Below are 24452 nucleotides of genomic sequence, written 5' to 3'. Positions count from 1 at the left end.
GGCGAGGCTCAATCCTTGTGCATGGCCTTGATCAATACCCGCGAAACCTGCTCGGCAGAGTAAGGCTTGGGCAGGAACTCGAAACCGTCATAGCCGCTGTCTGCCAGCTCTTCGCTGTAGCCCGAGGTCAGTACCACGGGCAGGTCCGCCCGGCGCTGGCGCAGCAGCTTGGCCATGGCAACGCCGGTGATACCGGGCATGACCACGTCGGAGAAGATCACATCGAAGGCCCTCCCATCGTGCCCCGCAAGGGTCAGCGCCTGTTCGGCATCGGTTACCCAGGTGGCCTGGTAGCCCAGGTCTTGAAGAATCTGGCTGGCAAACCGCCCGACCTCCAGGTTGTCCTCCACAATCAGCACCCTGCATTTTGATGTGTCGTGGGACGAAGCCAGCGTTTCCTCGCAGGGGGGTGGCAGCGCTGCTTCGGCTTCGACCTGGGGCAGATACAAGGTGAATACGCTGCCTTGGCCAGGCTTGCTGGTCACATCGATATTGCCCCCCGACTGCTTGGCGAAGCCGAAGACTTGCGACAGGCCCAGGCCGGTGCCTTTACCCACTGCCTTGGTCGTGAAGAACGGCTCGAAAATGCGTTCGACGGTCTCTTCGGGAATGCCGGGGCCGGTATCGGCGAGCGAGATGGCGACATACGCCTTACCCGACCCGGCGTCGCCGCGAATGCGGGGCAACGGCTGTTCCCCGATGACCCTCAGGATCAGAGTGCCCTGTCCATCCATTGCGTCCCGTGCATTGAGGGCGATGTTGATCAGCGCGGTTTCAAACTGGCTGGCATCGATGCGCGCAAAACACGGCTGCGAAGGCATCTCGACGCGCACATGAATGCGCGCGCCTGTCACGCTCTCCAGCATCTCGCCGATGTTCTGTACCCGCTGGCCCACGTCGAAGACTTCCGGGTTCAGCGGTTGGCGACGGGCAAAGGCGAGCAATTGGCTGGTCAACTTGCTGGCACGCTCTACGGTATCCGCCACCGCGCCCATATAGCGCTGGCGACGTTGTTCCGACAGGTCTGGCTGACGCAAGAAGTCCACCGATGAGCGAATGATCGTCAGCAGGTTGTTGAAGTCATGGGCCACGCCGCCGGTCAGTTGGCCGATGGCTTCGAGTTTCTGCGACTGGCGCAGCGCGGCTTCGGCCTTGGCCAGCGCCAGGGTGCGTTCTTCAACGCGCTGTTCCAGGGTGGTGTTCAGTTCGGCATAGGCCGCCAGCCCCTTGCGCACATCGGCATCGGCACGCACGCGTTCGATATGCGCCCAGGAGCGCTCGGTGACTTCCCGCAACAGGGCCAGGTCGTAGGGTGACCAGGTGCGTGGATTTTTGTCATGTACGGCCATCAGGGCGGTCAGGCGACCGTTCTTGATCAGTGGCATGCAGATCGTCGCCGTCACCCCCAGGGCCTGGAAGGTGGCGGATTCTTCTGGCGGCAGCTCACGCACATTGTCATGAATTACCAGGGGCTCGCCGGCCCGCAGGCATTTGACGGCCATCGCTCCGAACGCCGCCAGGCTGTAGCGGCCGATGATGCTGGGAGAACCGGGTGCGGTCCAATTGTCGCGGATGGTAAAGCCGTCTTCATCGGCGTCCATGTCGGCGTAGGCGCAATTGCTCACCTGCAGGTGCTCGGCCAGCAACCGGGTGGTGCCGGTCATGACGGCTTCGGCATCGGCGGCGTTGACCACCGCGTTGCCGATGGTGTCCAGCACCGCCAGGCGGCGTGCCAGGAACACCGTCGCGGTAGTCTCGGTGACGGTGTCGAGCATACCGACCACCTTGCCTTGGGGGTCGCGAATCGGGCTGTAGCAGAAGGTGAAGTACGCCTGTTCCCGTGCCTGGCCGCGTTCAATCACCAGGGGGAAGTTTTCGATATAGGTGGCGTGCCCTTGGAAAGCCGCGTCGGCGATGGGGCTGACCTGGGGCCACACTTCGCTCCATATGTCGCTGAAGGGGCGTCCGAGGGCATAGGGCTTATTGCCCAGGATCGGAATGAACGCGTCGTTGTAGATCGTGATCAACTGCGGCCCCCAGACAATGGCTTGGGGAAAGCTTGAGGCGAAACACAGCGCGACCGTGGTCTTCAAAACGTCCGGCCACTGCTCCAACGGACCGAGAGGTGTATCGGCCCAGTGATGCTGGCGCACCCGTTCAGCCATGTCGCTGCTGCTTTGCAGCCAATTCATCATTGAGGGAACACCTTGTTTTCCAGAGTCTCAGCGCGTATTCCAGTGTGTGGCGCAGAGCTACAGACCCGGTTGAACGCTGCCAGTTCAGCGTAATTATCGGCTAGATGGCAATTTGATGCTTCATTCGTTTGAAGCGGTAGAATTCAGCGCCATTGGCCGGTGGCCCAATCCCTATTGCGTGCCGAATAAACCGGTCCAGTAAATGCCCGCATCACTCTTCGGGTCCATGGCATAAGCCGCGCCCAATTCGCGAAACTGCGGGTTCATCAGGTTCGCACAATGGCCTGGGCTCGCGAGCCAGCCGTCGACCACCTTGCGCGGGGTGTCCAGGCCGGCGGCGATATTTTCGCCGATGTTCTTCGCGATATACCCGGCCAGTTCGGCGCGGTCGCCAGGCGTGCGGCCGTCGTGGTCCAGATGGTCGAAGAAATTGCCGTTGGCCATGTTGCGCGTGTGGCTGTTGGCGGCTCCGGCCAGCTCCTCGTTCCACGACAATGGCGTGGTTGCGGTAAACGCCTGGGTACCGCACTGGCGCGGTTGGGTACGGGCAGCATTGATCAGGTCGAGCAGTTTGCGGCCCTCGGTTTGCCAATCGCCCAGGCCGCTGGACAGCAACGGGCGAGCAAGCACGATGCGCCAGTCCTGGCCGTTGTTGCTTACACCGATGTCGACGAACTGCGGGTCCAGCACCACGCGGCAGAAACTCTCGCGCACGGCTTTCATGGCCGCCTGGGCGTCCTTGGGGCCGGACAGACTGATGGCCTGCACGTTGACCATCGGGTAGGCCGCGCGGGCCAGCGCCTGCTGCAGGTCGCCGACGTTATTGGCCGGCAGCACCAGCCGTGTATCGCTGGCCAACGGTGGCAGTTCCTGGGAACCCTGGTCGCCGCAGCGCTGCACCTGGCTGCGGTACTCGTTGATCTGTTGCACCAACTGACTTTCTTCATTCGCCATCGCGCTGGCGCAGAACACCGTACTGGCGGCCAGCGTCGTGAGGCCCATCATCAATGACAGAACGCGCATGGACGTTACCCTTGAGCTTGAAAGTGCCCATGATGCGCGATGTAACCCCGTCTGGCGCAACGCCTTTTTTGTTTTTTTGCCTCAACGGGTATTCTGCGGGGCATTCCAGGCGCGGATGCGGCCCGTTGCCATCGCGATAGCCAGCAGGATCAGGCCCACGGCGACGGCGAACGTTGCATGCAGGCCGCCCGCCACGGATTGCGCGGTGGCGTGGGTGACATCCGGGGTTGCCCAGGCAAACACCGCCCCCAGGGCCGAGGTACCGAAGATCAGCCCGATATTGCGTGACAGGTTGAGCAAGCCTGCGACCGTGCCTCGGCGCGCACTGTCTACGTCGCACATCACCGCCGTGTTGTTGGCGGCCTGGAACAGGCTATAGCCCGTCGTCAGAATCACCAGCCCCGCCAGGTAGGCGATCAACCCCGAGGCCACCGACAACAGCAAGGCACCGCAAAACAGGATGCCCAACCCGGCGAACGTCATCGGTCGCCAGCCCTGGCGGTCGGTGAGGCGACCCGCCGGTACACCGCTGAGCGCCGCCACACAAGGCCCGACGGCCATGGCCAGGCCCATCCATTGCGGGTCAAGCCCCAGCCCCTGGGACAGGTAGAACGGGCCGACCACAAAGGTCGCCATGATCACCGCCGCCACCAAGGCACTCATCGCCAGCCCCGTGCGCAATGGCGCGTCCTTCAAGGGCAACCAGAAGCTGGAAGGTAATCCCACTGGGCGACGATCAACCGGCAAATAGCGCCACGCGAGGCAGGCCGTGAGTACCCCCAAGGGCATGCCCACCAGAAACAGCGCGCGCCAGCCCCACACACTGAGCAATAACCCGCCAGCGGCGGGGCCCATGGCGGTACCGACGGCTGACATCGTGCCCAGCAGACCCATCACCCGGCCGGTGCGCTCCTTGGGCACCGTATCGCCGACCATCCCCAGCGCCATCGCCATCATGCTCGCCGCACCCAAGCCCTGCAGGAGGCGTGCAGCAATCAGCCAGCCCAGCGAGGGCGCGCCCGCACACAACCCACTGCCCAGCGCAAACAACAGCAGCCCGCCGAGCAGCAGCCGGCGACGGCCCAGGCGATCCCCCAGTCGGCCCGCCATGACAATCACCGCCGTGATCGCCATCAGGTAAGCGAGCACCACCCACTGCACTGCGTGAAACGACGCATCGAACGCCTGGACCAGGCTGGGCAGGCCGACATTCGCAATGCTGGTGCCAAGGGAGGCGAGCAACATGGACAGCGACAGGCTGGCAAGGCCGCCGCGTGAAGAGGTGTGCATGGGAGACTCCTTGAGTGGACGCAACTGTCACAAATCTACGACGTCGCCTAACATGGCGGAAGACGCAGGGTTTGCAGTTAATACGTGCGTCAAACGCCTGATGAGGAGCGCCGATGCCCGATCTCAATTTGCTGATCACCCTGGATGTCTTGCTGGCCGAAGGCAGTGTCGCCCGAGCGGCCAAACGCTTGCAGTTGAGCCCCTCGGCCATGAGCCGTGCGCTGGCGCGCCTGCGCGAAACCACCGGCGACCCGCTGTTGGTGCGCGCGGGGCGCGGGCTGGTGCCGACGCCGCGGGCGCTGGCGTTGCGTGAGCAGGTCAGCCGCCTGGTGCAGGACGCCCACGCGGTGCTGCGCCCGGCACAATCCCTGGACCTGGCCCAGGTGGAGCGCACCTTCACCTTGCGCACCAGCGAAGAGTTCGTCGAAAACTTCGGTCCCGCGTTGCTGGCGCGCATCGCACGGGAGGCTCCCGGTGTACGCCTGCGTTTCGTCAGCAAGACCGACAAGGACAGCACGTTGCTGCGCGAAGGCAGCGTCGACCTGGAAACCGGCGTGGTTGATCCCACCGCCAGCCCCGAAGTGCTGACCCAGGCGCTGTTCCGTGACCGCCTGGTGGGTGTGGTGCGCAGCGGCCATCCGCTCAACCAGGGCGAGGTCAGTGCCCAGCGATTCGCCGAAGGTCGGCACGTCTACGTGTCCCGCCGTGGACAGGCGCGCGGCCAGGTCGACGATGCCTTGCAAGCGTTGGGCCTCACCCGGCAGATCAGCACTATCGTCGCCGGATTCGCCACGGCCATCGCCTTGGCCCGCGACACCGACCTGATTGCCAGCGTGCCCGAACGCTACGCCACCCATCAGCGCGAAGGCCTGCACAGTTTTGCGTTGCCGTTGACGTTGGCACCGTTCACCGTGGCGATGCTCTGGCATCCGCGGCTGGATGCCGACCTGGCCCACCGCTGGTTGCGCGGGTGTGTGCGTGAGGTGTGCGGGCACTGAACGGCCTGCAACAGGTACAATCGCCACTGCCTTGACGCGAAACCCCAGGAATCTGCATGTTCAGCCTTACCCGCTACACCACACCGTGCCCCGAGCCCATCAATGCCCAGATCCTGCAGATGGTGGTGGATAACCTCACCGACATCAGCAGCGTCGCGCTGCCGCCGAGCAACTTGCTCTACAACATCTACCAATACGCCGTCGGTTTTGAGGTGCACCTGTACCTGGAGGCGGTGGGCGGGTCGAAGGGGATTGCCGTTGAGCTGATCGTGGCGATGGTTGAGGAACAGGTGATTGGCTTTTGCCTGTATCTGCCGGTGAAAGATGATCCCGAAGCCTGTGGCATCGCTTTTATGGCGGTGCAGGCCGGCTTCAGGCTCCAGGGCGTGGCGCGCGGGATGATGGCGGACGTGCTGGCGCGCTATCCCCATGCCGAGTTGGCGTGTGCCGTGGAGAAGGTACCGGCCTTCGAGGCCATGGGCTTTCAAGTGCGGGGTGCGCGGGGCACCCAAGTGCTGATGAATACGCGGGACTACGGTACCGACGGCTTGATGGGGGTGTTGGACGTGGCGGCGATCTACAGCTCGCTGGAGGTACGCCAGATCCACACCTACCTGCTGCAAAAGCACGGCAAGCGGGCGATGGTGGATGCCGAGAAACAGCGGGACCGGCACCTCGATCAACTGGCGCGCAAGGTGCAGCTGTTCGTGGCAGGGCGTTAGCCTGGGCCTGGTAGGTGGGTTTTTTGTGGTGAGCGGGCTTGCCCCGCGTTGGGCTGCGTAGCGGCCCCAAAAAAAACGGGAGCGCTGCGCACTCCAACGCGGGGCAAGCCCGCTCGCCACAGAAGCTTCTTCAGTCTTCAGTCTTCAGCGCCGTGCGCGGTTGACCATTGCCAGGATGGTTGCCAATAGTTCCTCTTGCGCCTCTTCACGGCTGATCTCGTCACTGGCTGCGGCGTAGGACAACGCTTCCGCTGCACCCAGCATCGCCCTTAATCCTGCCTGTGATACCTGGCCAAAGGGCGCCAATGCGTCGCGGCATTTGTCGAGGAAGATCGCCTCGTACTTGCGCTTGAGCGTTTCCAGTTCCGGCGAGCTGCTCAGTGCCGCTATCACGCCCGGAATTTCCCGGCCCTGCAATAACACGCAATCGACATAGCACGAGGCGATCACGCCTGCGCGCTCTTCCAGCGTCGCGCTGCTGGCGTCGAGGGCCTCGGCAAACACCTGGTTCTGACGTCCGTCGAAGTCTTCATACAGCGCGGCGAGCAACCCGGCACGGGTGACGAAATGGTCATAGACCACCGGCTTGGTGACACCGGCCAGTTCCGCCAGGCGGCCGAGGGTCAGGGCTTCGGTGCCCTCATCACGTACCAGTTGCCAGGCCGCATCGAGTAATTGACGCAGTCGGTCTTCACGGGACAAGCGCCGACGCGGGGCAGGGGACTCACTGCTTGACATGCTTATATACCAAAAGTAACTTAATGGGCGTAACTTACTAAACGTAGCTTAATCTCAAAGGGAGTCAAAGTCATGCACGCACTCATCGTCGTTGCCCATCACGACCCACAATCTCTCACCCACGCCGTGGCCACGCAGGTGGCTGCCGGCCTTACGGCTGCGGGCCACACTTTCGAAATCGCCGACCTCGCCGCCGAGGGCTTCGACCCGCGCTACACCGCCGCCGACCATCGGGTACACCGCGCCCACGCCGCGCCCCCAGCCGACGTGCTGGCCGAACAGGCGCGGCTGGATCGCGCCGATGCCCTGGTGCTGGCGTTCCCGATCTACTGGTGGTCGCTGCCAGGCCTGCTCAAGGGCTGGGTCGACCGCGTGTTCGTCAACGGCTGGGCGATCGATTACGGCCCGGACACGCCCGTGGTGAAAAAACTGCGGCACTTGCAGGTGCACGTGCTGGCCCTCGGCGGTGCGGATGACAGTGCATTTGACCGTCATGGCTATGCCAAGGCGATGCGCACGCAGATCGACTACGGCATCTTCGATTACTGCGGGGCGAAGGTGGTCACGTCCGAGTTGTTGCTGGACTCTGAAGGCGGCGCAGCCCCGGCGCATCTGAAGACGGCCAGGGCGGTAGGCCAGAGACTGTTCGAGGCCGAGACGGTCGCCGGTTGATTCAACCTTCGCGAAACAGGTCGTGGGCGTCCAGCAGGCGATAGGCAATTTCCGGGTTTTTTTCCAGGCCCCGACGAATCGCCGCCGGGATCGCTTGCCGGGTCTTGCGGCACATGCCCGGCAGTTCGTCGATGACGATCTGGATGCCGCGCATGCTTTTGACCTCGGTGTGCCCCGGTGCGACATGCACGCGAATGCCCAATAGCTCATGCATCCGCTGTTGCATGCGCTCCAGGTCTTGCAGGCTTTGCAGGTTTTCCAGGCGCTCGATCAGGCGTTTCTCTTCCTGACGCGTCAGGCTGAGGATACGCAGGTCGGCCCCGGGGGCATCCAGCAGTTGTTCACGCTCGCAGACGCAGGCGCCGGGTGGGCAGGGTTGGCGAATTATCATGATCCTTACCTCCCCATTCCGACGCCGGTGAGTCAGTAGCTCAACGCGACCCCGAGGCTGCCCAAGGCCTTCCAGTACCCAGGATAGGTCTTGGCCACGCAGTCGGGGTCCTGAATGCGGATCCCCGCGACTTTCAAGCCCGCCAGTGCAAAGCACATGGCGATGCGGTGGTCGGCGTGGGTATCGATCAGGGCGTTGCACGACGTGCCGGCCAGCGCAGGGTCGGCCGCGACCAGCAGATCATCGCCTTCAATGCTGGCGAGGCCCGGACGGATCTCATTGAGACCGTCATGCAGTGCCTGTACGCGATCACATTCCTTGACCCGCAGGTTGGCCAGTTCGGTAAAACGCACCGGGGTGTTGTTGAACGCGGCCAGCACGGCGAGGGTCGGGATCGCGTCCTGCATCTGCGAACCCACCACGGTGGCCTGCATGTTCGGGAACTGGGCGATCACGGCCTGCGCCTTGGCGTCCGGTTGGGTGAAGGCCTGCGCGGCGACGCCGATGTCGATGCGGCCACCGGTCAACACTTCGGCAGCCCACAAGTAGGTGGCGGCGGAAGCGTCGGGTTCGATCAGGTAATCATGGGCGGTGTAGCCGGTGGGAGCCACGCGCCAGGTGGTGTCGTCGACCACATCGACCTGGGCGCCGAAGGCACGCATGCAGTCCAGGGTCAGGTCCACGTAGCCACGGGCGCCGATGTCCTTGCCGGTCAGGGCCACTTCAATCGGCGCTTCGCCGCACGCGGCCAGCATCAACAGGGCCGAGACATACTGGCTGGACAAGCCACCGTCGATCTCAAAGCGCTTGGCCTGGACCTTGCCCACGCCGTGCACCGTCACCGGTGGGCAACCGGTCGGACTGTCGACCTGGATACCGTTCTGGCCGAGGGTGGCCAGCAGCGGGCCGATCGGGCGTTTTTGCATATAGTCGTCGCCGTCCAATACCACGGTACCTTGCACGGTAGCCACGGCGGCTGTCAGGAAGCGCATCGCGGTGCCGGCATTGCCGAGGAACAACGGCTGCGCCGGCAATTGCAGCTTGCCGGTGCCCGTGACCACGAAGGTGGTGTCGTCCGGCTCGTCGATGGTCACGCCCATCTGGCGCAGGGCCACCGACATATGCCGGGTGTCATCGCTCTTCAAGGCGCCGCTCAGGCGGCTGGTGCCCTTGGCCAGGGCGGCCAGCAGCAGGGCGCGGTTGGTAATGGATTTGGAGCCGGGGGGCGCGACCTTGCCATTCAGGGGGAAGTTGGGCGGTGTAACGGTCACGGTTTTCTGCGAACTCAAGGTACAAGGCTCCTGATCAAGGCAAGGTGGTACGGAGTGGCCGACGGGCGGACCCGAATAATCGGCCAAAGGTGCGGTGCTTGTCGAGGTCTAGCGCTTGCTCAACCAGTAATCGTGCAGTGCCCGTGCCGCCGGTTCGATAGCGCTGACCCGTTGCTGATGCAGCTTCACATCCAGGTCGGCGGGCAACTCGAAGTTGTCCTGCTCGGCGCACCAGGAGATTTTCTCCAGCTGTGCGGCCTGCTCGGCCGGCAGTTCCGGCCAGTTGCCGATCGCCGCGCCACGGATATAGCCAAAGCACCATTCTTCGGCGAGGGTCACGTCCTGGCCCTGATGTTCGGTTTCATCGAAGCGCGCCTTGAAGCCCCCGGCGTCAGTCGCCAGTTGCCCGGCGAGCAGGTTGATATGACGCACGCACAGGTCCAGGAACTGCTTGGCCTCTTCGGCGCTTTCCCATTCCGGGTTCTGCCCACCCCAGATCGCCGGGAACCACTCTGCAATATCCACCTGCGCGGGGCTGGACACCAATGCGGTGAAGTAGCCGTCGAGCTCGGCCAGGTTCAGCACCGAATGGTCGTCGCCGTACTTCAACAGGGTTTCTTCGATGAAATCGAAATCGGCGGGGGCGAGGGGTTGGGCGTGCATGGGCATATCCTTTAAACGTCGAACGCCGCTGATGGGGCGGCTCAAAGCGCGAAGGATGGCGTGTGCCGGGGCTTTTATCCAGCGTCTTTTCCATCGCCGTTGCCAGTCCCGCTTTTGGCCGATGCGCCGTCACGTAGCCTTGTTATAGTTCGGGCCTTATCACTCGCCAGCCAGGGATCACTGCCATGTCCGAATACCAAGCTTTCGTCGTCGAACTCACCGGCAACGTTGCCCATGTGCAGATCAACCGCCCGGAAAAGATCAACGCGATGAACGCCGCGTTCTGGACCGAGATCATCGACATCTTCCAATGGGTCGAAGACACCGATGCCGTACGCGCCGTGGTGCTCAGCGGTGCCGGCAAGCATTTTTCCTCCGGCATCGACCTGATGATGCTGGCCTCGGTGGCCAATGACTTCGGCAAGGACGTGGGCCGCAATGCACGCTTGCTGCGCCGCAAGATCCTCGAGCTGCAAGCCTCGTTCAATGCCGTCGACAACTGCCGCAAGCCGGTACTGGCGGCGATCCAGGGGTACTGCATCGGTGGCGCCATCGACCTGATCAGCGCCTGCGACATGCGCTACGCCGCTGAAGACGCGCAATTCTCGATCAAGGAAATCGACATCGGCATGGCCGCCGACGTCGGCACCCTGCAACGCCTGCCACGCATCATCGGCGATGGCATGCTGCGTGAGCTGGCCTACACCGGTCGCCAGTTCGGTGCCGAGGAAGCGCGCAGCATCGGCCTGGTCAATCGTGTGTATGCCGACCAGGAAAGCCTGTTGGCCGGCGTGTTTGAAATCGCTCATGAAATCGCCGCCAAGTCGCCGATTGCGGTCACCGGCACCAAAGCCATGATCAGCTACATGCGTGACCATACGGTCAATGACGGTCTGGAATACGTTGCCACCTGGAACTCGGCTATGTTGCAATCCAACGACCTGCGCGTGGCCATCGCGGCCCATATGAGTAAGCAGAAACCCGAATTCGTGGATTGACTGACATGACCCCAGGCTGGATTACCACAACGCTGCTGGACAACGACGCCCCCGGCGGCTGGGCTGTCGCCCGCAGCCGCGACGGCTTTTTGCATGACGCCAATGGCCCGCTGTTCCCTCGGGAATGGCTCAAGCGCCAGGACCTTTCGGTGTTTGCCGAGCACGGCATCGGCCACCTCGACGGTGAGCCGGTGTACCTGCTGGAACTCGACTCGGCGGGCGAGGTGCAAGGTTGCAGTTGGCAGGGCCTGCGCGGCTTCATGCTGCAAGGTGATCACACCCTGTACAAAGTGCTGGGCTACGCCGCGCAGATCGGCACCTGGGCGCGCGAGCATCGGTTCTGCGGCAGTTGCGGCCAGGCGATGGTCCAGGTGCCGCGGGAGCGGGCGATGTACTGCCAGGCCTGCGACCTGCGCAGCTACCCACGGATTTCGCCGAGCATGATCGTGCTGGTGACCCGTGGCGACGAGATCCTGCTGGCGCGCTCGCCGCGTTTTGTCACCGGGGTCTACAGTACCTTGGCCGGCTTTGCCGAGCCGGGTGAGTCGGCCGAAGACTGCCTGATCCGCGAGGTGCGCGAAGAAGTGCAGGTGGAGGTCAAGAACATCCAGTACATGGGCAGCCAGTGCTGGCCGTTCCCCCATTCGATGATGCTGGGCTTCCATGCCGAGTACGCCGGTGGCGACATCGTGCCCCAGGCTGACGAGATCGAGGACGCGCAGTGGTTCAGCATCCACGACCTGCCGCCGTTGCCGGCATCACGCTCGATTGCGCGTTACCTGATCGACCTCTACCTGGCCCGTCGCCTAGGCCACGCTGAACCAGTGCTGCCAGGCTAGGCGCACGGTCAGGCCGAGGACCACGGTGATGAACACCGGGCGAATGAACTTGGCGCCGCCGCTGATCGCGCTGCGGGCGCCAAAGAATGCGCCACACATCACCGAAATCCCCATTGCCAGGCCGACAATCCAATCCACCGAGCCGTTGATGATAAACACCGACAGCGCCGCCGCGTTGCTGACGAAGTTCATGCTGCGCGCCACGCCGCTGGCCTTCACCAGGTCGATGGGGTGCAGCAGCATCGTGCTCACGGTCCAGAACGCACCGGTACCGGGGCCGGCCACGCCGTCGTAGAAGCCCAGGCCAAAACCCTGGGCGCCTTGCCATTTCTTCTTGATCGGCGCGTCGGCGTCCAGCGGCGCCTTGGGCGTGCCACCGAACAGCAAATACACGCCGCAACCGAATACGATCACCGGCAGCATCTTGTTCAGGGTTTCGGCGGGCAGGTAGTGGGCAACCACCGCACCGGCCAACGCACCGATCAGCGTGCCGACGATCGCATGCACCCACTGGCGCGGGTGGAACAGCTTGCGGCGATAGAAGGTGAAGCTGGCCGTGGCCGAGCCGAAGGTGGAGCTGAGCTTGTTGGTGCCCAGTACCAGATGGGGCGGCATCCCGGCGGTGAGCAGCGCCGGGGTGGTAAGCAGGCCGCCGCCGCCGGCGATGGCATCGATAAAGCCGGCAATAAAGGCCACGACGGCGAGAATGGCGAGGGTGGTGAGGTCTACGCTGAGTTCGAAGGGCATTGGGCAGGGCTTATGGTTGGCAGTGCGCAGCAAAGCGCTGTGCGAAGGGCTGCCATCTTACCTGCCTGATGTACGCAGAACCAAATGTGGGAGGTGGCTTGCCCCCGATTGCGGTGTATCAGTGACAGATAAGCTGACTGACACACCGCAATCGGAAGCAAGCCCCCTCCCACAGTTGAACTGTGTTCATCTGGCTATTTGTGGGTTCCCATCCACTCCAGCGCCGTGCGCCACACGCAAATCCCGAGGAAATACGCCGACATCACTGACCACAACCCAAACGTCCACGGGTTGGTGTTGGGATAATCCACCACCATCAAAAAGCTGCACAGCAACCAGATGGTGGTCACTGCGATATTGATCGGCATGAAGCGCTTGACCCGAAATGGGTGCAAGAACTTCATCGGCGTCACGGTCAGCAGGGCCAGGCCGATCACCGTCAGCAAGGTGACCCAGGCGGCCGGCTGGATGATGTACACGCACAAGGCCACTACGTTCCAGGCGGCGGGGAAACCGACGAAGTAGTTGTCCTTGCTCTTCATGTTCACGTTGCAGAAGCAGAACAGCGATGACACCAGGATCACCGACACCGTGAACAGGTGGGTAAAGTCCGGCAGGTCGATATAGCGGTAGATAAACAGTGCCGGGATAAACACATAGGTGAGGTAATCGATCACCAGGTCCAGTACCGAGCCGTCAAAGCTGGGCAATACCGTGCTGACATTCACCCGCCGCGCCAGGGAACCATCGACGCCGTCTACTACCAAGGCCAGGCCCAGCCAGAGCAGGCAGGCCTTGGGTGAGTTTTCCAGCAGCGCCAGGGTGGCCAGGAAGGCCAATACCACACCGGTGGCGGTGAAGCCGTGGGCGCCCCAGGCTTTGATTCTGGCTACATGCAGGGTCGATATCACGGGCGGTTCTCCAAAAGGTGAAACGGGGCAGCCGACAACGTGACGCTGTCGAGTCTGGCCGGGGAATGCAGGTATCGACCGGGAAGGGGGGCATAAGGTTCACCACCCGGCGCATCACATAGCGTAGCAAGCGTAGGAAGTTTCAGCATCAGCCTTGGCGAAACACCAGTGCCTTGAGGCCGCTTTGGGCGTCGATATCCGGAAATTCCGGCGGGTTTTGCAGCCGTTCAACAAAGCGCAGGCCCGGTGCTTCGCGGGTGACGCCGTCGATCAGGAAGTCTTCGCCAAAGGCCGGATCGTTCATGCACGCCAGGACAGTGCCCTGGGCCGTGAGCAAATCCGGCAGGCGGCGCAACACGCGCTGGTAGTCCTTGGTCAGCAGGAAGCTGCCTTTCTGGAAGGACGGCGGGTCGATGATCACCAGGTCGTAGGGGCCGCTGTGGGTGACCTTGGCCCAGGATTTGAACAGGTCGTGGCCCAGGAAGGTGACCTTGCTCAGGTCATGACCGTTGAGGCGGTGGTTATCGCGGCCCCGGCTCAGGGCGCCACGGGCCATGTCCAGGTTCACCACGTGGCTGGCGCCGCCCTCGATGGCCGCAACCGAGAACCCGCAGGTGTAGGCAAACAGGTTGAGCACGCGCTGGCCCTTGGCCTGTTCGCGCACCCAGTTGCGCCCGTAACGCATATCGAGGAACAGCCCGCTGTTCTGCTTTTTGCCCAGGTCGATCAGGTAACGCAGGCCGCCTTCGGTGATGGTCAACTCGTCGATGGCTGCGCCCACCAGCCATTCGGTGGTGCTTTGTGGCAGGTAGCGGTGTTGCAGGGCGACGGTGTGGGCGCCGAATGGGGCCCAGTCGAAGTCGATCAACAGTTGTTTCAACGCATCCAGGTGTGTCGCTTCGGGCGCCTTGAACAGCGCGACCAGCACCACGCCTTGCAGCCAGTCTACGGTCAACTGCTCAAGGCCCGGCCAGCAGCGACCACGGCCGTGGAACAGGCGCCGGGTTTCAGCCGGGGCGCTGGCCAGGGCGGTGAGCAGGTGGGCGTGCAGGTTGGCGAGTGCGTCTGGGTTCATCGTTGAGCGTCGTTCGTTGAGCGGGCGGCATTTTAAACACAATGGTGAGGTTTCGGGTTGATTGAGCACAACGTGCTGGAAAAACGCCTGTGGGCAGTGATTCATGCTCAAAATGCTGCAAGCTGCGCCTGATAACAGGCAAAAAATCCTCAGGCACCGACATAAACTGGAAAAAAGCCCGGAGGTGCCCATGAACGGTATCGCGACTGCAGTGAATCACACAGCCCAGGATCAACAAGAGCTCGACGAATGGCGTGACGCGTTGGCTTCGCTGGTAGCCAATGCGGGCCCTGAGCGCGCACGCCAGATCCTGGACCTGCTGGCTCGCGACGCCAGCGCTCCGCACATCGACTGGAAGCCCCGCCACGGCACGCCCTACATCAATAGCATCAGCGTCGAGCAGCAGCCGGCGTTTCCCGGCGACCTGGCTACCGAAGAGCGCCTGGCCTCACTGGTGCGCTGGAACGCCCTGGCCATGGTGGTGGGGGCCAACCAGGCCTATGGCGAACTCGGTGGCCACATTGCCAGCTACGCCAGTGCTGCGGATTTGTTCGAGGTGGGCTTCAACCACTTTTTCCGCGCTCGCAACCACGACTTTGGCGGCGACCTGGTGTTCTACCAGCCGCATTCGGCCCCCGGCATTTATGCGCGCGCCTTCCTTGAGGGGCGCTTGAGCGCGGACGACCTGGCCCACTATCGCCAGGAACTCGGCGGCGCCAAGGCCGGCGCCCGCGGGCTGTCCAGCTACCCGCACCCGTGCTTGATGCCGGACTTCTGGCAGTTTCCCACCGGTTCCATGGGCATTGGCCCCATCAGTTCGATTTTCCAGGCGCGCTTCATGCGCTATCTGCAGCATCGCGGCCTGCAGGACACTGCTGAGCGCCACGTGTGGGGTGTCTTCGGCGACGGCGAGATGGACGAGCCGGAAAGCATGTCGGCCCTGACCCTGGCCGCCCGTGAAGGCCTCGACAACCTGACCTGGGTGGTCAACTGCAACCTGCAACGCCTCGACGGCCCGGTGCGTGGCAATGGGCGGATCATCGATGAACTGGAGGCGTTGTTCGCAGGCGCTGGCTGGAACGTGATCAAGCTGGTCTGGGGTTCGGACTGGGACGCCTTGCTCGCCAAGGACGCCGACGGTTTACTGGTCAACACGTTGTCGAACACCGTGGACGGCCAATTCCAGACCTTCGCCGCCAAGGACGGGGCCTACAACCGCGAACACTTCTTCGGCCAGAGCGAGGCGCTGGCCAAGCTGGTCGAGGGTATGAGCGATGAGCAAATCGACCGCCTCAAGCGTGGCGGCCACGACATGGTCAAGATCCACGCCGCCTATCATGCGGCGCGCCGGGTCAAGGGCAAGCCTACGGTGATCCTGGCCCAGACCAAAAAAGGCTTCGGCATGGGCGAGGCCGGGCAGGGCAAGATGACCACTCATCAGCAGAAGAAGCTTGATCGCGAGGCGTTGCTCGCGTTCCGCAACCGCTTCCAGTTGCCGCTGAGCGATGAGCAGGCCGAATCGCTGAGCTTCTTCAAACCCACGGATGACAGCCTCGAGTTGCGCTACCTGCATCAGCGGCGCACGGCCCTGGGCGGTTATGTGCCCAGCCGTAGCCAGGCCGCAGCACCGGTGAACGTACCGCCCGTGAGCGGTTACGCCGGCTTCGCCACGGCGGCCGACGGCAAGGAAATGTCCACCACCATGGCCTTCGTGCGCATGCTGACCAACCTGCTCAAGGACAAGGCGCTCGGGCCACGCATCGTGCCCATCGTGGCGGATGAGGCGCGTACTTTCGGCATGGCCAACCTGTTCAAGCAGATCGGCATCTATTCCAGCGTCGGCCAGCGCTATGAGCCGGAAGACATCGGCTCGATCCTCAGCTACCGCGAGGCCACCGACGGGCAGATTCTTGAAGAAGGCATCAGTGAAGCCAGTGCCATCAGTTCCTGGGTGGCGGCGGCCACCAGCTACTCGGTGCATGGCCTGCGTATGTTGCCGTTCTACATCTACTACTCGATGTTCGGCTTCCAGCGCGTCGGCGACCTGATCTGGGCCGCCGCCGACCAGCGTGCCCGTGGTTTCCTGCTCGGCGCCACTGCCGGGCGCACCACCCTCGGCGGCGAGGGCTTGCAGCACCAGGACGGCAGCAGCCATCTCACCGCCGCCACCGTGCCCAACTGCCGCGCCTACGATCCGGCGTTTGCAGGGGAGTTTTCGGTGATTCTCGACCACGGCATGCGCCAGATGCTGGAGCATGACGTGGACGAGTTCTACTACGTGACCCTGATGAACGAAAACTACCCGCAGCCGAGCCTGCCCGAAGGCGTGGAGGCGGCGATTATCAAGGGTATGTATCGCCTGGAGCGCGCCGCTGAGGCTAAGGTACGCCTGCTCGGTTCGGGGACCTTGCTGCGTGAAGCCCAGGCTGCCGCGCGGTTACTGGCTGAGGATTGGCACGTGGCGAGCGAGGTGTACAGCGTCACCAGTTTCAGCGAACTGGCACGGGAGGCACGGGAAGTGGAGCGCTGGAACCGCTTGCATCCACAGGCCGGCAAGCGCGTCAGTCATCTGCATGATTGCTTACCGGCGGGTGCGCCGGTGGTTGCCGTGTCCGACTACGTACGCGCGGTCCCGCAGATGATTGCGTCCTATCTGGACTCAAGCTACACCGTGCTCGGCACCGACGGGTTTGGTCGCAGTGATACACGGGCGGCGCTGCGGGATTTCTTTGAGGTGGATCGGCATCACATCGTGTTGGCGGCGCTTACCGCGTTGGTAGAGCAGGGCAGTCTTGAACGGCACGTATGCCAGCAGGCAATTGAACGGTATGGCGTGCAGGTGGATCGCGCAGCTTCCTGGGTCTGAATGTGGGAGGGGGCAAGCTCCCTCTTATCAACCTTAAAATAACTGACTGATTTTAAGAGGTTAAAATTTCACCCTGAAGTCTTGAGTCTTGCCTGAACAATGTCGGGCGACCGCTCGCCACAGAAGTTCCAGTTTGCTGCGCGACAGCGCTACGTTGAAGAGGCAGTGTGACCTCCCACATTTTAGTGTTGCGCTGAGTTTTAAAGCGTGGCGATCAGGGCAGGTCCGAAGGCGTCCCTGATAAACCCCGGCGCGATATACCGTTCGTAATGCGCCTCGGACAGCAGGAAAAACTCCCGGTCAATTGCATCGCGCAAATCCGCCAGGCTGCGCTCGCGAAACTCCGGCAACAACGCCAACCCATACGCATCCAGCCTGGAAATCACCCGCGCGCCCCGGGCAATCAGCTGATATGCCCAGCAATACGGCGACTGGTGCGGCATAAAGCGGATCTTGCGGTCCTCCAGTTGCTGGCGCAGGCGCTGTGGGTCGAACACTTCCAGCTTGCTGGCCATCACCTGCACCAGCAACTGCTCAAGGCGCAGCCATACCGCCTGCTTTTCCTCGGCGTTGTAGCCATTCCACTGGATCACTTCATGGTGATAACGCTTGCAACCCCGGCAGACCAGGTCCCCGTAAACGGTGGAACACAGGCCTATGCAGGGCGTCTTGATGGTTTGATTGGGCATAAAAAACATCGACAAGTGAAACAACACGGCCCCAGAAAGGGGCCGTTTTTAATCAATCCCAGCTCAGCGCACCGCCGGTCTGATACTCGATCACACGGGTCTCAAAGAAATTCTTCTCTTTCTTCAAGTCCATGATTTCACTCATCCAAGGGAACGGGTTAGTCGTGCCTGGATACTCTTCCTTCAAGCCGATCTGCGACAGACGACGGTTAGCGATGAACTTGAGGTAATCCTCCATCATCGCCGCGTTCATGCCCAGCACCCCACGCGGCATGGTATCCCGCGCATATTCAATCTCCAGCTGAGTCCCCTGCAGGATCATCTGGGTCGCTTCTTCCTTCATCTCGGCATCCCACAGGTGTGGGTTTTCGATTTTGATCTGGTTGATCACGTCGATGCCGAAGTTCAGGTGCATCGACTCATCGCGCAGGATGTACTGGAACTGTTCCGCCACGCCGGTCATTTTGTTGCGGCGGCCCATGGAGAGGATCTGGGTGAAGCCGCAGTAGAAGAAGATGCCTTCCAGCACGCAGTAGTAGGCGACCAGGTTGCGCAGCAGTTCCTTGTCGGTGTCGACGGTGCCGGTTTCGAACTTCGGATCGGAGATCGAGCGGGTGTATTTCAGGCCCCAGGCTGCCTTTTTGGCGACCGATGGAATCTCGTGGTACATGTTGAAGATCTCGCCTTCGTCCATGGCCAACGATTCGATGCAGTATTGGTAGGCGTGGGTGTGGATCGCTTCTTCGAAGGCCTGGCGCAGGATGTACTGGCGGCACTCCGGGTTGGTGATCAGGCGGTACACGGCCAGCACCAGGTTGTTCGCGACCAACGAATCCGCAGTGGAGAAGAAGCCGAGGTTGCGCATGACGATGCGGCGTTCGTCGTCGGTCAGGCCTTCGGGGTTTTTCCACAGGGCGATGTCGGCGGTCATGTTGACCTCTTGCGGCATCCAGTGGTTGGCGCAGCCGTCGAGGTATTTCTGCCAGGCCCAGTCGTACTTGAAGGGCACGAGTTGGTTGAGGTCGGCGCGGCAGTTGATCATGCGCTTTTCGTCAACAGCGACGCGGGCGGAGGCGCCTTCGAGTTCGGCGAGGCCTTCGGCGACGTCGAGTTTGTCCAGGGCAGCCTTGGCACGGATGATCGCGGCGGAGTCGTTGGCGGTCACGTTGCGTGCTTCCAGGGCGGCGGCGGCGCCGGCACCGTCGAGACGGTCCATGTTGGCTTCGCTGGCGTGGCCGGCGTTGGCGCCCTTGATTACAGCTGCACCGGTGTCCTCGTTGTCGACTTCATCCCAACTCAGCATTGAAATACTCCCTTCTGTTCTGTTCTGTTTTGACGGCGTGTGAACCCGTCCAAAAAAATCTGATTTGCAGGCTGCCAGGCATTGAAATACTGCGCAGAGTGTGGTCGGTCAATACCGATACTGCACACTATGTAGTGGTCTGTTCTGTTTGTGGGCACACTATATGGTGTGTAACCGAACGGGTCAACGAACAAGAATGGATCGAACGTCGCAGGGGCGGCAGAACCGCCGCTGCCGTTCAGGACCCGCGCACGGCCTTCAGTAACAGCGCTTCAAACACCTGCTGCACCCGTGGCTCATCACTGTGGGCCACGTTGAAACGCATCGAATCGCGATGGGCCGGGTCGTAGCCGAAGAGCGTGCCCGGCGCCAATACCATGCTGTGTTTCAACGCTTCCTGGGCCAACCACTCGCCGTTCACACCCGGTGGCAGGCGTGCCCAGATGAACATGCCGCCTTCGTAGGCCATCGTCAAATCGCACCCGCAGCGTCGGAGCCATTGCTCCACGCGCCCGCCGGCCTCCATCAGGCGTTGGACCATGCGCTTGCGGTGCTTGGTATAGCTGCCTTCGCTGAGCATGCGATAGACGATCTGCTCGAACAGCTCCGAGGTCACGCCACCGCTCATCAACTTCATATTGGTCAGGTTGGCGGCCAGTTGCGGCGCGGCCACCACGAAGCTGACCCGGGTGTTGGCGCTGAGGATCTTCGAGAAGCCCGACAGGTAGGTAACCTGGTCCAGGCCGGCGACAGCGGCCAGGCGCGGCGGCGGGTTGGGGTGCAGGTCGCCGTAAAGATCGTCCTCGACGATATGGCAGTGGTACTGCTGGGTCAGTTGCAACAGGCGAAACGCTTGGCTGGGGCTGAAGGAATGGCCGGTGGGGTTATGCAGCACGCTGGTGGTCAGGTACAGGCTGGGGCGGTGTTCGGCCAGCAGCTGTTCGAGGGCGGCGAAATCGAAACCGTCGGGGCGGCGTTGGATGGTCACCGCCTTGACGCCGTGCAGCGCCAGGTTGGCGTGGAAGTTGAAATAGCACGGAGCGTCGAGCAGCACGGTGTCGCCGGGGCGTGCGAGCAGGCGCATCAGCATGTCCAGGCCTTGCACGGTGTTGGGCGTGGTGATGATCTGTTCCACCGGCACCGACAGGCCTTCGCCGTGCAGCTTTTGTTGCAAGGCCTGGCGCAGCGGCAATAAGCCAGCTGGCGTGCCGAGCCCGGCGATGCGTAACGACGGCGCGCGCACCACGCTGCGCATGGCTTGGCGGATGGCCTCGGTGCTCAGCCATGCTTCCGGCAGGTGGCCGCCGCCGGGGCACAACTCGCCGCCGACGGTGACCAGCGGGCGACGCAAGACGCTGAGCAGGTCCTGGGGCAGCAGGTCGACCCACGCCACCGAGGCCGGGCGCGCGCTGTCCATCGCCACGAAGTAGCCACGCCCCTGGCTGGAGGTGAGCAGGTTGCGCCCGCGCAGGCGGTCGAGGGCTTCGTTGAGGGTGAACTTGCTGACGCCCAGGGTCTGGGTCAACTCCCGCACCGACGGCAACTTGCTGCCGGGTGCCCATTCGCCGCTCTCGATGAACTGGCTGAACGCCTCGACGATCTGCTGCACCTTGGGCGTGCCGTCTACAAAGGCGATGGCGGATACAAGCATGAATCTTCCTTGTGTTTGCCGGTGATTTTACCGGTGAAGTTCGGCCGGATTAGGCATTACTTTACCTGCCTTGTGCAACGTCGCTTGCCTACACTGCAGGCCTTCTCACCCCGGGTCCAAGGCCATGACCAGCGCATTGACGCACTCTTCGTTTCTCTACTTCCTGCTGTTTTGCGCCACCATGACCTTCAGCCCCGGCCCCATGACCCTTCTGTTGTTGAGCCTGGGCTTGAAGAGCGGCTTGCGCAGTTCGATTCCGGCGCAACTCGGTGCCAGTGTGTCGTACCTGATTTCGATCCTGATCTTTGCCGTGGGTTTTTCGGAACTGATCAAGGGCAATCTCGCCATTACCCAGGCCATTCAGTGTGTCGGCGTGGCCTACATCCTTTACCTGGCCTACAAGCAGTGGACCAGCAGCGGCGCGTCGATCGGCAAGGCGGCTGCCGTGGAGGGCACACGGAGCCTGTTCGGCAAAGGGCTGCTCACCGGGTTTTCCAATCCCAAGACCCTCATCATGTTCAGCGCCGTTTTCCCACAGTTCACCGGGGCAGGGGAGCACAGTTCGGCGGCGGATATCACCATCCTCGGGGCGACCTTCCTGGTGCTGCAATTTGCCAGCGGTTGCCTGTATTGCTACTTCGGCCAGCGCATCAAGCAAGTGCTGGAAAACCCCAGGCGCCGCGTGTTGTTGCAGCGGGTCATGGCGGTGCTGTTGCTGGGGGTGGCGTGGATGCTGGCCCGGGGCTTTCCAGCTTGAGCATCGGCTTGGCGCCGTATCAACCGGGACACGCCGATTCCACCCGTTGGCTCAACGATGCAGACCTGGCGCTGTATGAAGCCAAGAGCAGCGGGCCCAACCGGGTCAGTTCGGTGCAAGGCACTTGGTTGCGATCGGTTCAGTGGGGTAGGGTGAGGCCGCACCCCAACAAACAACAAGGATCGGTTCATGCTCTTCACCTTCCCGCGTTCCCTCCTGGCCGCCACGCTGGCCTTGTCCTTCGCACTCCCGGCCTACAGCGCCGAACCCCACAAGCAGATCCAGGCGGACGCCGAGCAGTACAAGGCCCCGGCCCTGAAACTGCTGGAGCGCCTGGTGAATATCGACTCGGGTTCCGGCTACGGGCCAGGCCTGACCCAGGTGAGTGACATCGCCGTCGATGAACTCAAGCAGCTGGGCTTCACGATTGAACGGGTGCCGGATGCCGCCGCCAACAGCAGCCATGTGATCGCCACCCTCAAGGGGAGCGGCAAGGCCAAGATATTGCTGATGGCCCACATGGACACGGTCTTCAAGGAAGGCTCGGCTGCCGAACGTCCGTTTCACATCAAGGATGGCCGCGCCTATGGTCCCGGCGTGATGGATGACAAAGGTGGCATCGTCGCCGGGATCTACGCGCTCAAAGTCCTGAAGAACCAAGGGTTCAAGGATTACGCACAGATTACCTTCCTGCTCGATGCCAGCGAAGAAACCGGCACGGACATCGCCTCTGACTTGATCCGCAACACCGCCAAGGCCCACGACGTCACCCTGAACCTCGAACCCGGCCGCCCCGCCGACGGCCTGGTGGTGTGGCGCAAAGGCAGTGCCACCGCCGTGGTCGAAGTCAAAGGCAAAGCCGCCCACGCCGGCGTCGCCCCGGAGCTGGGGCGCAACGCCGCCATGGAAGCCGCGCACCAGATTCTGCAACTGGGCAAACTCGGCGATGAAGAAAAGAAAACCACGATTAACTTCACCGTGATCAACGCGGGCGACCGCACCAATGTCATCCCCGACCAAGCCACCGCCAAAGCCGACGTGCGTGCAGCGTTGCCGGAAGAGTTCGATCGGATCGAGAAGGACTTGGTGCGGGTCTCCGCCAACAAATTGATCCCGGAAACCGAAGTGACCACCACCCTCAAACGCGGCCTGCCGCCCATGCCGCAGACGCCGGAGTCGGACAAGCTGGTGGCGATTGCCCAGGGCATTTATGGGGAGCTGGGTAAAAAGTTAACCATTGAAGGCAGCGGCGGCGCGGCGGATGCCAGTTTGTCAGCCGGGGTGGGCACGCCGACGTTGGATGGGTTTGGGATAGTGGGGGGGAATATTCATACGGCGCAGGAGTATGCGGAGGTGGAGAGCGTGGCGCCACGGATCTACTTGCTGAGTCGGATGATTATGGAGCTGAGTAAACGCTGATCAGCCTGGGAGGCTCACCCATTCAACTTGGCTGAGCCTTCATTCCTTGTGGTGAGCAGGCTTGCCCTGCGTGGACTGCGCAGCAGGCCAAAATATTAATAGCAAAGATCGTTATACGGCTGATTTTTAAGTTGAATATGGGTTTTTTTGTAGGTGTTCATCAAACTTTCGAACTATGTGATTTAGCCATAACGGGCCTGAGGCCCATTGGTATGGATAGTAGTAATAGCAATGCTGTATATGCAGTAAATTTTCTTGAAGGTCTGGCTCGTTGGTATACGAACTTATCAGCTCTAAAATTTCCTGTTTTACTGTCATGATTATTTCTCTAGGCGAGTCTAGTAGAAATGTATCGATGACATCATCGGCCGATGAATGATCTTCCGCCCAATCCTGATTAAAGTAAGCACCAAAAAATTGTTGTAGCTCTGTTAATGGTTCATTCATTTTTCTGGGTATCCTGTTAGCAATAGATAGCCATCTGGCATTTTAGGATCTCGTTTTATGACTAATAGGAACTTATAAACAGGTACGGATTTTGTTGCTCCATTTAGAATGCTTACCCCTACGGGTTGACTTGAGCTGTCTTTAATTAGGAGTTTTTCCTTGTTTCCACTTAAAAATGTAGTTATTTCTTGCTGGTGTGCAGTCAAGCTTTTGGACACTATAGCCTCAGCCTCTTCTAGAGTTTTGAAGGTGGATGAGGCTGGGATGTGCGGTTCAGATTCAAATCTTGCCGCTAACTGTTCGTCTGTTCGACCGACATGTTTTTCAATCAGGTGTCCTCCAGCCTTCTCGTGAGTAGTTAATACTCCAGGAGGTGCTTTTTTTGTTAAATCGTTTTTTGAATCCGGGCAATTTCCAATCTTACAGCTTAACCCTAACGGATCCACCCACCCCGTCGGATTGGGCACGTACTGGTACGTGTTGATCCCACCTGCCAACTTCACCGGATCAGGCGTCAGGTAGCGACCGACATCCGGATTGTAGTAGCGATGACGGTTGTAGTGCAGTCCGCTTTCCTGATCAAAGTACTGGCCCTGAAAACGCAGCGGGTTGTCGATTTTGCCTTTGTCGAGACGGCTGATCTGGCCGTAGGCGCGGTAGTGCGCGGACCAGACGATTTCGCCGTCGGGGTGGGTCAGTTCCTGCGGCGTGCCGAGGTGGTCGAGTTGGTAGTGGTAGGGCTTGGTGTCTTTTGGGCCGAAGCCTTCCAACAGGACCAGCGGCCTGA

Annotated in this window: 23 protein-coding genes and 1 pseudogene; 9 read left to right on the top strand and 15 right to left on the bottom strand. The window is 61.7% G+C overall.

Features of this window, described 5'->3' with window-relative positions:
* Positions 1 to 8: 8 nt before the first annotated feature.
* The 3 genes from HDC32_RS23905 to HDC32_RS23895 form a co-directional block, all read right to left on the bottom strand.
* The gene (locus tag HDC32_RS23905; protein ID WP_184745754.1) at positions 9 to 2195 is read right to left on the bottom strand and encodes an ATP-binding protein; all 2187 of its coding nucleotides are present in this window, start codon (positions 2193 to 2195) and stop codon (positions 9 to 11) included.
* Positions 2196 to 2366: 171 nt separating this feature from the next.
* The gene (locus HDC32_RS23900) at positions 2367 to 3218 is read right to left on the bottom strand and encodes a CAP domain-containing protein (protein WP_131696545.1); all 852 of its coding nucleotides are present in this window, start codon (positions 3216 to 3218) and stop codon (positions 2367 to 2369) included.
* 81 nt (positions 3219 to 3299) lie between these two features.
* On the bottom strand, positions 3300 to 4508 hold the full coding sequence (locus tag HDC32_RS23895; protein WP_131696544.1) for an MFS transporter: 1209 nt from the start codon (positions 4506 to 4508) through the stop codon (positions 3300 to 3302).
* 113 nt (positions 4509 to 4621) lie between these two features.
* Here HDC32_RS23895 and HDC32_RS23890 point away from each other — a divergent pair, with 113 nt between their 5' ends.
* Both HDC32_RS23890 and HDC32_RS23885 read left to right on the top strand, forming a co-directional pair.
* Positions 4622 to 5506, top strand: coding sequence for a LysR family transcriptional regulator (locus HDC32_RS23890; RefSeq protein ID WP_184745752.1), 885 nt, complete (start codon positions 4622 to 4624; stop codon positions 5504 to 5506).
* 56 nt (positions 5507 to 5562) lie between these two features.
* Entirely contained in the window at positions 5563 to 6228 is a 666-nt protein-coding gene (locus HDC32_RS23885; protein ID WP_184745750.1) for a GNAT family N-acetyltransferase, read from the top strand.
* A gap of 144 nt (positions 6229 to 6372) precedes the next feature.
* On the opposite strand, the gene HDC32_RS23880 is transcribed toward HDC32_RS23885, so the two are convergent.
* Positions 6373 to 6966, bottom strand: coding sequence for a TetR/AcrR family transcriptional regulator (locus tag HDC32_RS23880; protein WP_145337332.1), 594 nt, complete (start codon positions 6964 to 6966; stop codon positions 6373 to 6375).
* A 72-nt stretch (positions 6967 to 7038) separates the two neighbouring features.
* Here HDC32_RS23880 and HDC32_RS23875 point away from each other — a divergent pair, with 72 nt between their 5' ends.
* Positions 7039 to 7638 carry an NAD(P)H-dependent oxidoreductase gene (locus HDC32_RS23875; protein ID WP_184745748.1) on the top strand — a complete coding sequence of 200 codons (600 nt, stop codon included), beginning with the start codon at positions 7039 to 7041 and terminating at the stop codon, positions 7636 to 7638.
* Position 7639: 1 nt separating this feature from the next.
* Here HDC32_RS23875 and HDC32_RS23870 read toward each other — a convergent pair whose 3' ends face one another.
* The 3 genes from HDC32_RS23870 to HDC32_RS23860 all read right to left on the bottom strand — a co-directional run bounded on the left by HDC32_RS23870 (position 7640) and on the right by HDC32_RS23860 (position 9963).
* Positions 7640 to 8029, bottom strand: a complete 390-nt coding sequence (locus tag HDC32_RS23870) for a hypothetical protein (protein WP_167655514.1) — start codon at positions 8027 to 8029, stop codon at positions 7640 to 7642.
* 32 nt (positions 8030 to 8061) lie between these two features.
* Positions 8062 to 9318, bottom strand: coding sequence for a 3-phosphoshikimate 1-carboxyvinyltransferase (gene aroA / locus HDC32_RS23865; protein WP_184745746.1), 1257 nt, complete (start codon positions 9316 to 9318; stop codon positions 8062 to 8064).
* Between the two features lie 90 nt (positions 9319 to 9408).
* Positions 9409 to 9963: a UPF0149 family protein gene (locus HDC32_RS23860; RefSeq protein WP_184745744.1), complete on the bottom strand. Its 555-nt coding sequence runs from the start codon at positions 9961 to 9963 to the stop codon at positions 9409 to 9411.
* A 185-nt stretch (positions 9964 to 10148) separates the two neighbouring features.
* On the opposite strand from HDC32_RS23860, the gene HDC32_RS23855 reads away from it, so the two are divergent.
* Both HDC32_RS23855 and nudC read left to right on the top strand, forming a co-directional pair.
* Positions 10149 to 10961: a crotonase/enoyl-CoA hydratase family protein gene (locus HDC32_RS23855; RefSeq protein ID WP_131696536.1), complete on the top strand. Its 813-nt coding sequence runs from the start codon at positions 10149 to 10151 to the stop codon at positions 10959 to 10961.
* A 5-nt stretch (positions 10962 to 10966) separates the two neighbouring features.
* Positions 10967 to 11800: an NAD(+) diphosphatase gene (gene nudC, locus HDC32_RS23850; protein WP_131696535.1), complete on the top strand. Its 834-nt coding sequence runs from the start codon at positions 10967 to 10969 to the stop codon at positions 11798 to 11800.
* On the opposite strand, the gene HDC32_RS23845 is transcribed toward nudC, so the two are convergent.
* From HDC32_RS23845 to HDC32_RS23835, 3 genes are all read right to left on the bottom strand, one after another.
* Positions 11768 to 12547, bottom strand: a complete 780-nt coding sequence (locus tag HDC32_RS23845) for a TSUP family transporter (protein ID WP_131696534.1) — start codon at positions 12545 to 12547, stop codon at positions 11768 to 11770. The genes nudC and HDC32_RS23845 overlap by 33 nt on opposite strands.
* 194 nt (positions 12548 to 12741) lie before the next feature.
* Positions 12742 to 13458 carry a phosphatidylcholine synthase gene (gene pcsA, locus HDC32_RS23840; protein ID WP_090404995.1) on the bottom strand — a complete coding sequence of 239 codons (717 nt, stop codon included), beginning with the start codon at positions 13456 to 13458 and terminating at the stop codon, positions 12742 to 12744.
* A gap of 148 nt (positions 13459 to 13606) precedes the next feature.
* Positions 13607 to 14533: a class I SAM-dependent methyltransferase gene (locus HDC32_RS23835; protein ID WP_184745742.1), complete on the bottom strand. Its 927-nt coding sequence runs from the start codon at positions 14531 to 14533 to the stop codon at positions 13607 to 13609.
* Positions 14534 to 14723: 190 nt separating this feature from the next.
* Between HDC32_RS23835 and mdeB the strand changes: the two genes are divergently transcribed.
* Positions 14724 to 17399 (top strand): alpha-ketoglutarate dehydrogenase, encoded by a 2676-nt coding sequence (gene mdeB / locus HDC32_RS23830; RefSeq protein ID WP_184745739.1) that lies wholly within the window; start codon positions 14724 to 14726, stop codon positions 17397 to 17399.
* A 200-nt stretch (positions 17400 to 17599) separates the two neighbouring features.
* On the opposite strand, the gene HDC32_RS23825 is transcribed toward mdeB, so the two are convergent.
* The 3 genes from HDC32_RS23825 to HDC32_RS23815 form a co-directional block, all read right to left on the bottom strand.
* Entirely contained in the window at positions 17600 to 18088 is a 489-nt protein-coding gene (locus HDC32_RS23825) for a DUF1289 domain-containing protein (protein ID WP_131696531.1), read from the bottom strand.
* Positions 18089 to 18140: 52 nt separating this feature from the next.
* The gene (locus HDC32_RS23820) at positions 18141 to 19391 is read right to left on the bottom strand and encodes a ribonucleotide-diphosphate reductase subunit beta (RefSeq protein WP_003173711.1); all 1251 of its coding nucleotides are present in this window, start codon (positions 19389 to 19391) and stop codon (positions 18141 to 18143) included.
* A gap of 238 nt (positions 19392 to 19629) precedes the next feature.
* A complete protein-coding gene (locus HDC32_RS23815; protein ID WP_184745737.1) occupies positions 19630 to 21042 on the bottom strand; it encodes a PLP-dependent aminotransferase family protein in 1413 nt (470 codons plus the stop codon).
* Positions 21043 to 21166: 124 nt separating this feature from the next.
* On the opposite strand from HDC32_RS23815, the gene HDC32_RS23810 reads away from it, so the two are divergent.
* The 3 genes and pseudogenes from HDC32_RS23810 to HDC32_RS23805 all read left to right on the top strand — a co-directional run bounded on the left by HDC32_RS23810 (position 21167) and on the right by HDC32_RS23805 (position 23218).
* Positions 21167 to 21799, top strand: a complete 633-nt coding sequence (locus tag HDC32_RS23810) for a LysE family translocator (protein WP_145338889.1) — start codon at positions 21167 to 21169, stop codon at positions 21797 to 21799.
* Positions 21790 to 21939: pseudogene (locus tag HDC32_RS32120) on the top strand (diguanylate cyclase AdrA); the annotation flags it as partial. The gene HDC32_RS23810 and the pseudogene HDC32_RS32120, both read left to right, overlap by 10 nt.
* A 49-nt stretch (positions 21940 to 21988) precedes the next feature.
* Entirely contained in the window at positions 21989 to 23218 is a 1230-nt protein-coding gene (locus HDC32_RS23805) for a M20/M25/M40 family metallo-hydrolase (RefSeq protein WP_184745735.1), read from the top strand.
* 126 nt (positions 23219 to 23344) lie between these two features.
* Here HDC32_RS23805 and HDC32_RS23800 read toward each other — a convergent pair whose 3' ends face one another.
* The gene (locus HDC32_RS23800; RefSeq protein ID WP_184745733.1) at positions 23345 to 23665 is read right to left on the bottom strand and encodes a contact-dependent growth inhibition system immunity protein; all 321 of its coding nucleotides are present in this window, start codon (positions 23663 to 23665) and stop codon (positions 23345 to 23347) included.
* Positions 23662 to 24452 (bottom strand): RHS repeat-associated core domain-containing protein (locus HDC32_RS23795; protein WP_184745731.1); only part of this gene is annotated, 791 nt, incomplete at its 5' end. The genes HDC32_RS23795 and HDC32_RS23800, both read right to left, overlap by 4 nt.

Source organism: Pseudomonas sp. JAI120 (genome assembly GCF_014207255.1).
Taxonomy (GTDB): Bacteria; Pseudomonadota; Gammaproteobacteria; order Pseudomonadales; family Pseudomonadaceae; genus Aquipseudomonas.
The sequence above is the reverse complement of the archived record's forward strand: the minus strand, read 5'-3'. Positions and strand labels throughout refer to the sequence as shown.

Bases quoted from the DNA above. Each gene is read 5' to 3' on its own strand.
- HDC32_RS23870 (WP_167655514.1), bottom strand. From the start codon at position 8,029: ATGATAATTCGCCAACCCTGCCCACCCGGCGCCTGCGTCTGCGAGCGT.
- nudC (WP_131696535.1), top strand. From the start codon at position 10,967: ATGACCCCAGGCTGGATTACCACAACGCTGCTGGACAACGACGCCCCC.
- HDC32_RS23880 (WP_145337332.1), bottom strand. From the start codon at position 6,966: ATGTCAAGCAGTGAGTCCCCTGCCCCGCGTCGGCGCTTGTCCCGTGAA.
- HDC32_RS23885 (WP_184745750.1), top strand. From the start codon at position 5,563: ATGTTCAGCCTTACCCGCTACACCACACCGTGCCCCGAGCCCATCAAT.
- HDC32_RS23895 (WP_131696544.1), bottom strand. From the start codon at position 4,508: ATGCACACCTCTTCACGCGGCGGCCTTGCCAGCCTGTCGCTGTCCATG.
- HDC32_RS23860 (WP_184745744.1), bottom strand. From the start codon at position 9,963: ATGCACGCCCAACCCCTCGCCCCCGCCGATTTCGATTTCATCGAAGAA.
- HDC32_RS23800 (WP_184745733.1), bottom strand. From the start codon at position 23,665: ATGAATGAACCATTAACAGAGCTACAACAATTTTTTGGTGCTTACTTT.
- HDC32_RS23820 (WP_003173711.1), bottom strand. From the start codon at position 19,391: ATGCTGAGTTGGGATGAAGTCGACAACGAGGACACCGGTGCAGCTGTA.
- HDC32_RS23890 (WP_184745752.1), top strand. From the start codon at position 4,622: ATGCCCGATCTCAATTTGCTGATCACCCTGGATGTCTTGCTGGCCGAA.
- HDC32_RS23835 (WP_184745742.1), bottom strand. From the start codon at position 14,533: ATGAACCCAGACGCACTCGCCAACCTGCACGCCCACCTGCTCACCGCC.
- HDC32_RS23810 (WP_145338889.1), top strand. From the start codon at position 21,167: ATGACCAGCGCATTGACGCACTCTTCGTTTCTCTACTTCCTGCTGTTT.
- HDC32_RS23905 (WP_184745754.1), bottom strand. From the start codon at position 2,195: ATGATGAATTGGCTGCAAAGCAGCAGCGACATGGCTGAACGGGTGCGC.
- mdeB (WP_184745739.1), top strand. From the start codon at position 14,724: ATGAACGGTATCGCGACTGCAGTGAATCACACAGCCCAGGATCAACAA.
- HDC32_RS23805 (WP_184745735.1), top strand. From the start codon at position 21,989: ATGCTCTTCACCTTCCCGCGTTCCCTCCTGGCCGCCACGCTGGCCTTG.
- HDC32_RS23855 (WP_131696536.1), top strand. From the start codon at position 10,149: ATGTCCGAATACCAAGCTTTCGTCGTCGAACTCACCGGCAACGTTGCC.
- HDC32_RS23875 (WP_184745748.1), top strand. From the start codon at position 7,039: ATGCACGCACTCATCGTCGTTGCCCATCACGACCCACAATCTCTCACC.
- HDC32_RS23825 (WP_131696531.1), bottom strand. From the start codon at position 18,088: ATGCCCAATCAAACCATCAAGACGCCCTGCATAGGCCTGTGTTCCACC.
- HDC32_RS23815 (WP_184745737.1), bottom strand. From the start codon at position 21,042: ATGCTTGTATCCGCCATCGCCTTTGTAGACGGCACGCCCAAGGTGCAG.
- HDC32_RS23845 (WP_131696534.1), bottom strand. From the start codon at position 12,547: ATGCCCTTCGAACTCAGCGTAGACCTCACCACCCTCGCCATTCTCGCC.
- HDC32_RS23900 (WP_131696545.1), bottom strand. From the start codon at position 3,218: ATGCGCGTTCTGTCATTGATGATGGGCCTCACGACGCTGGCCGCCAGT.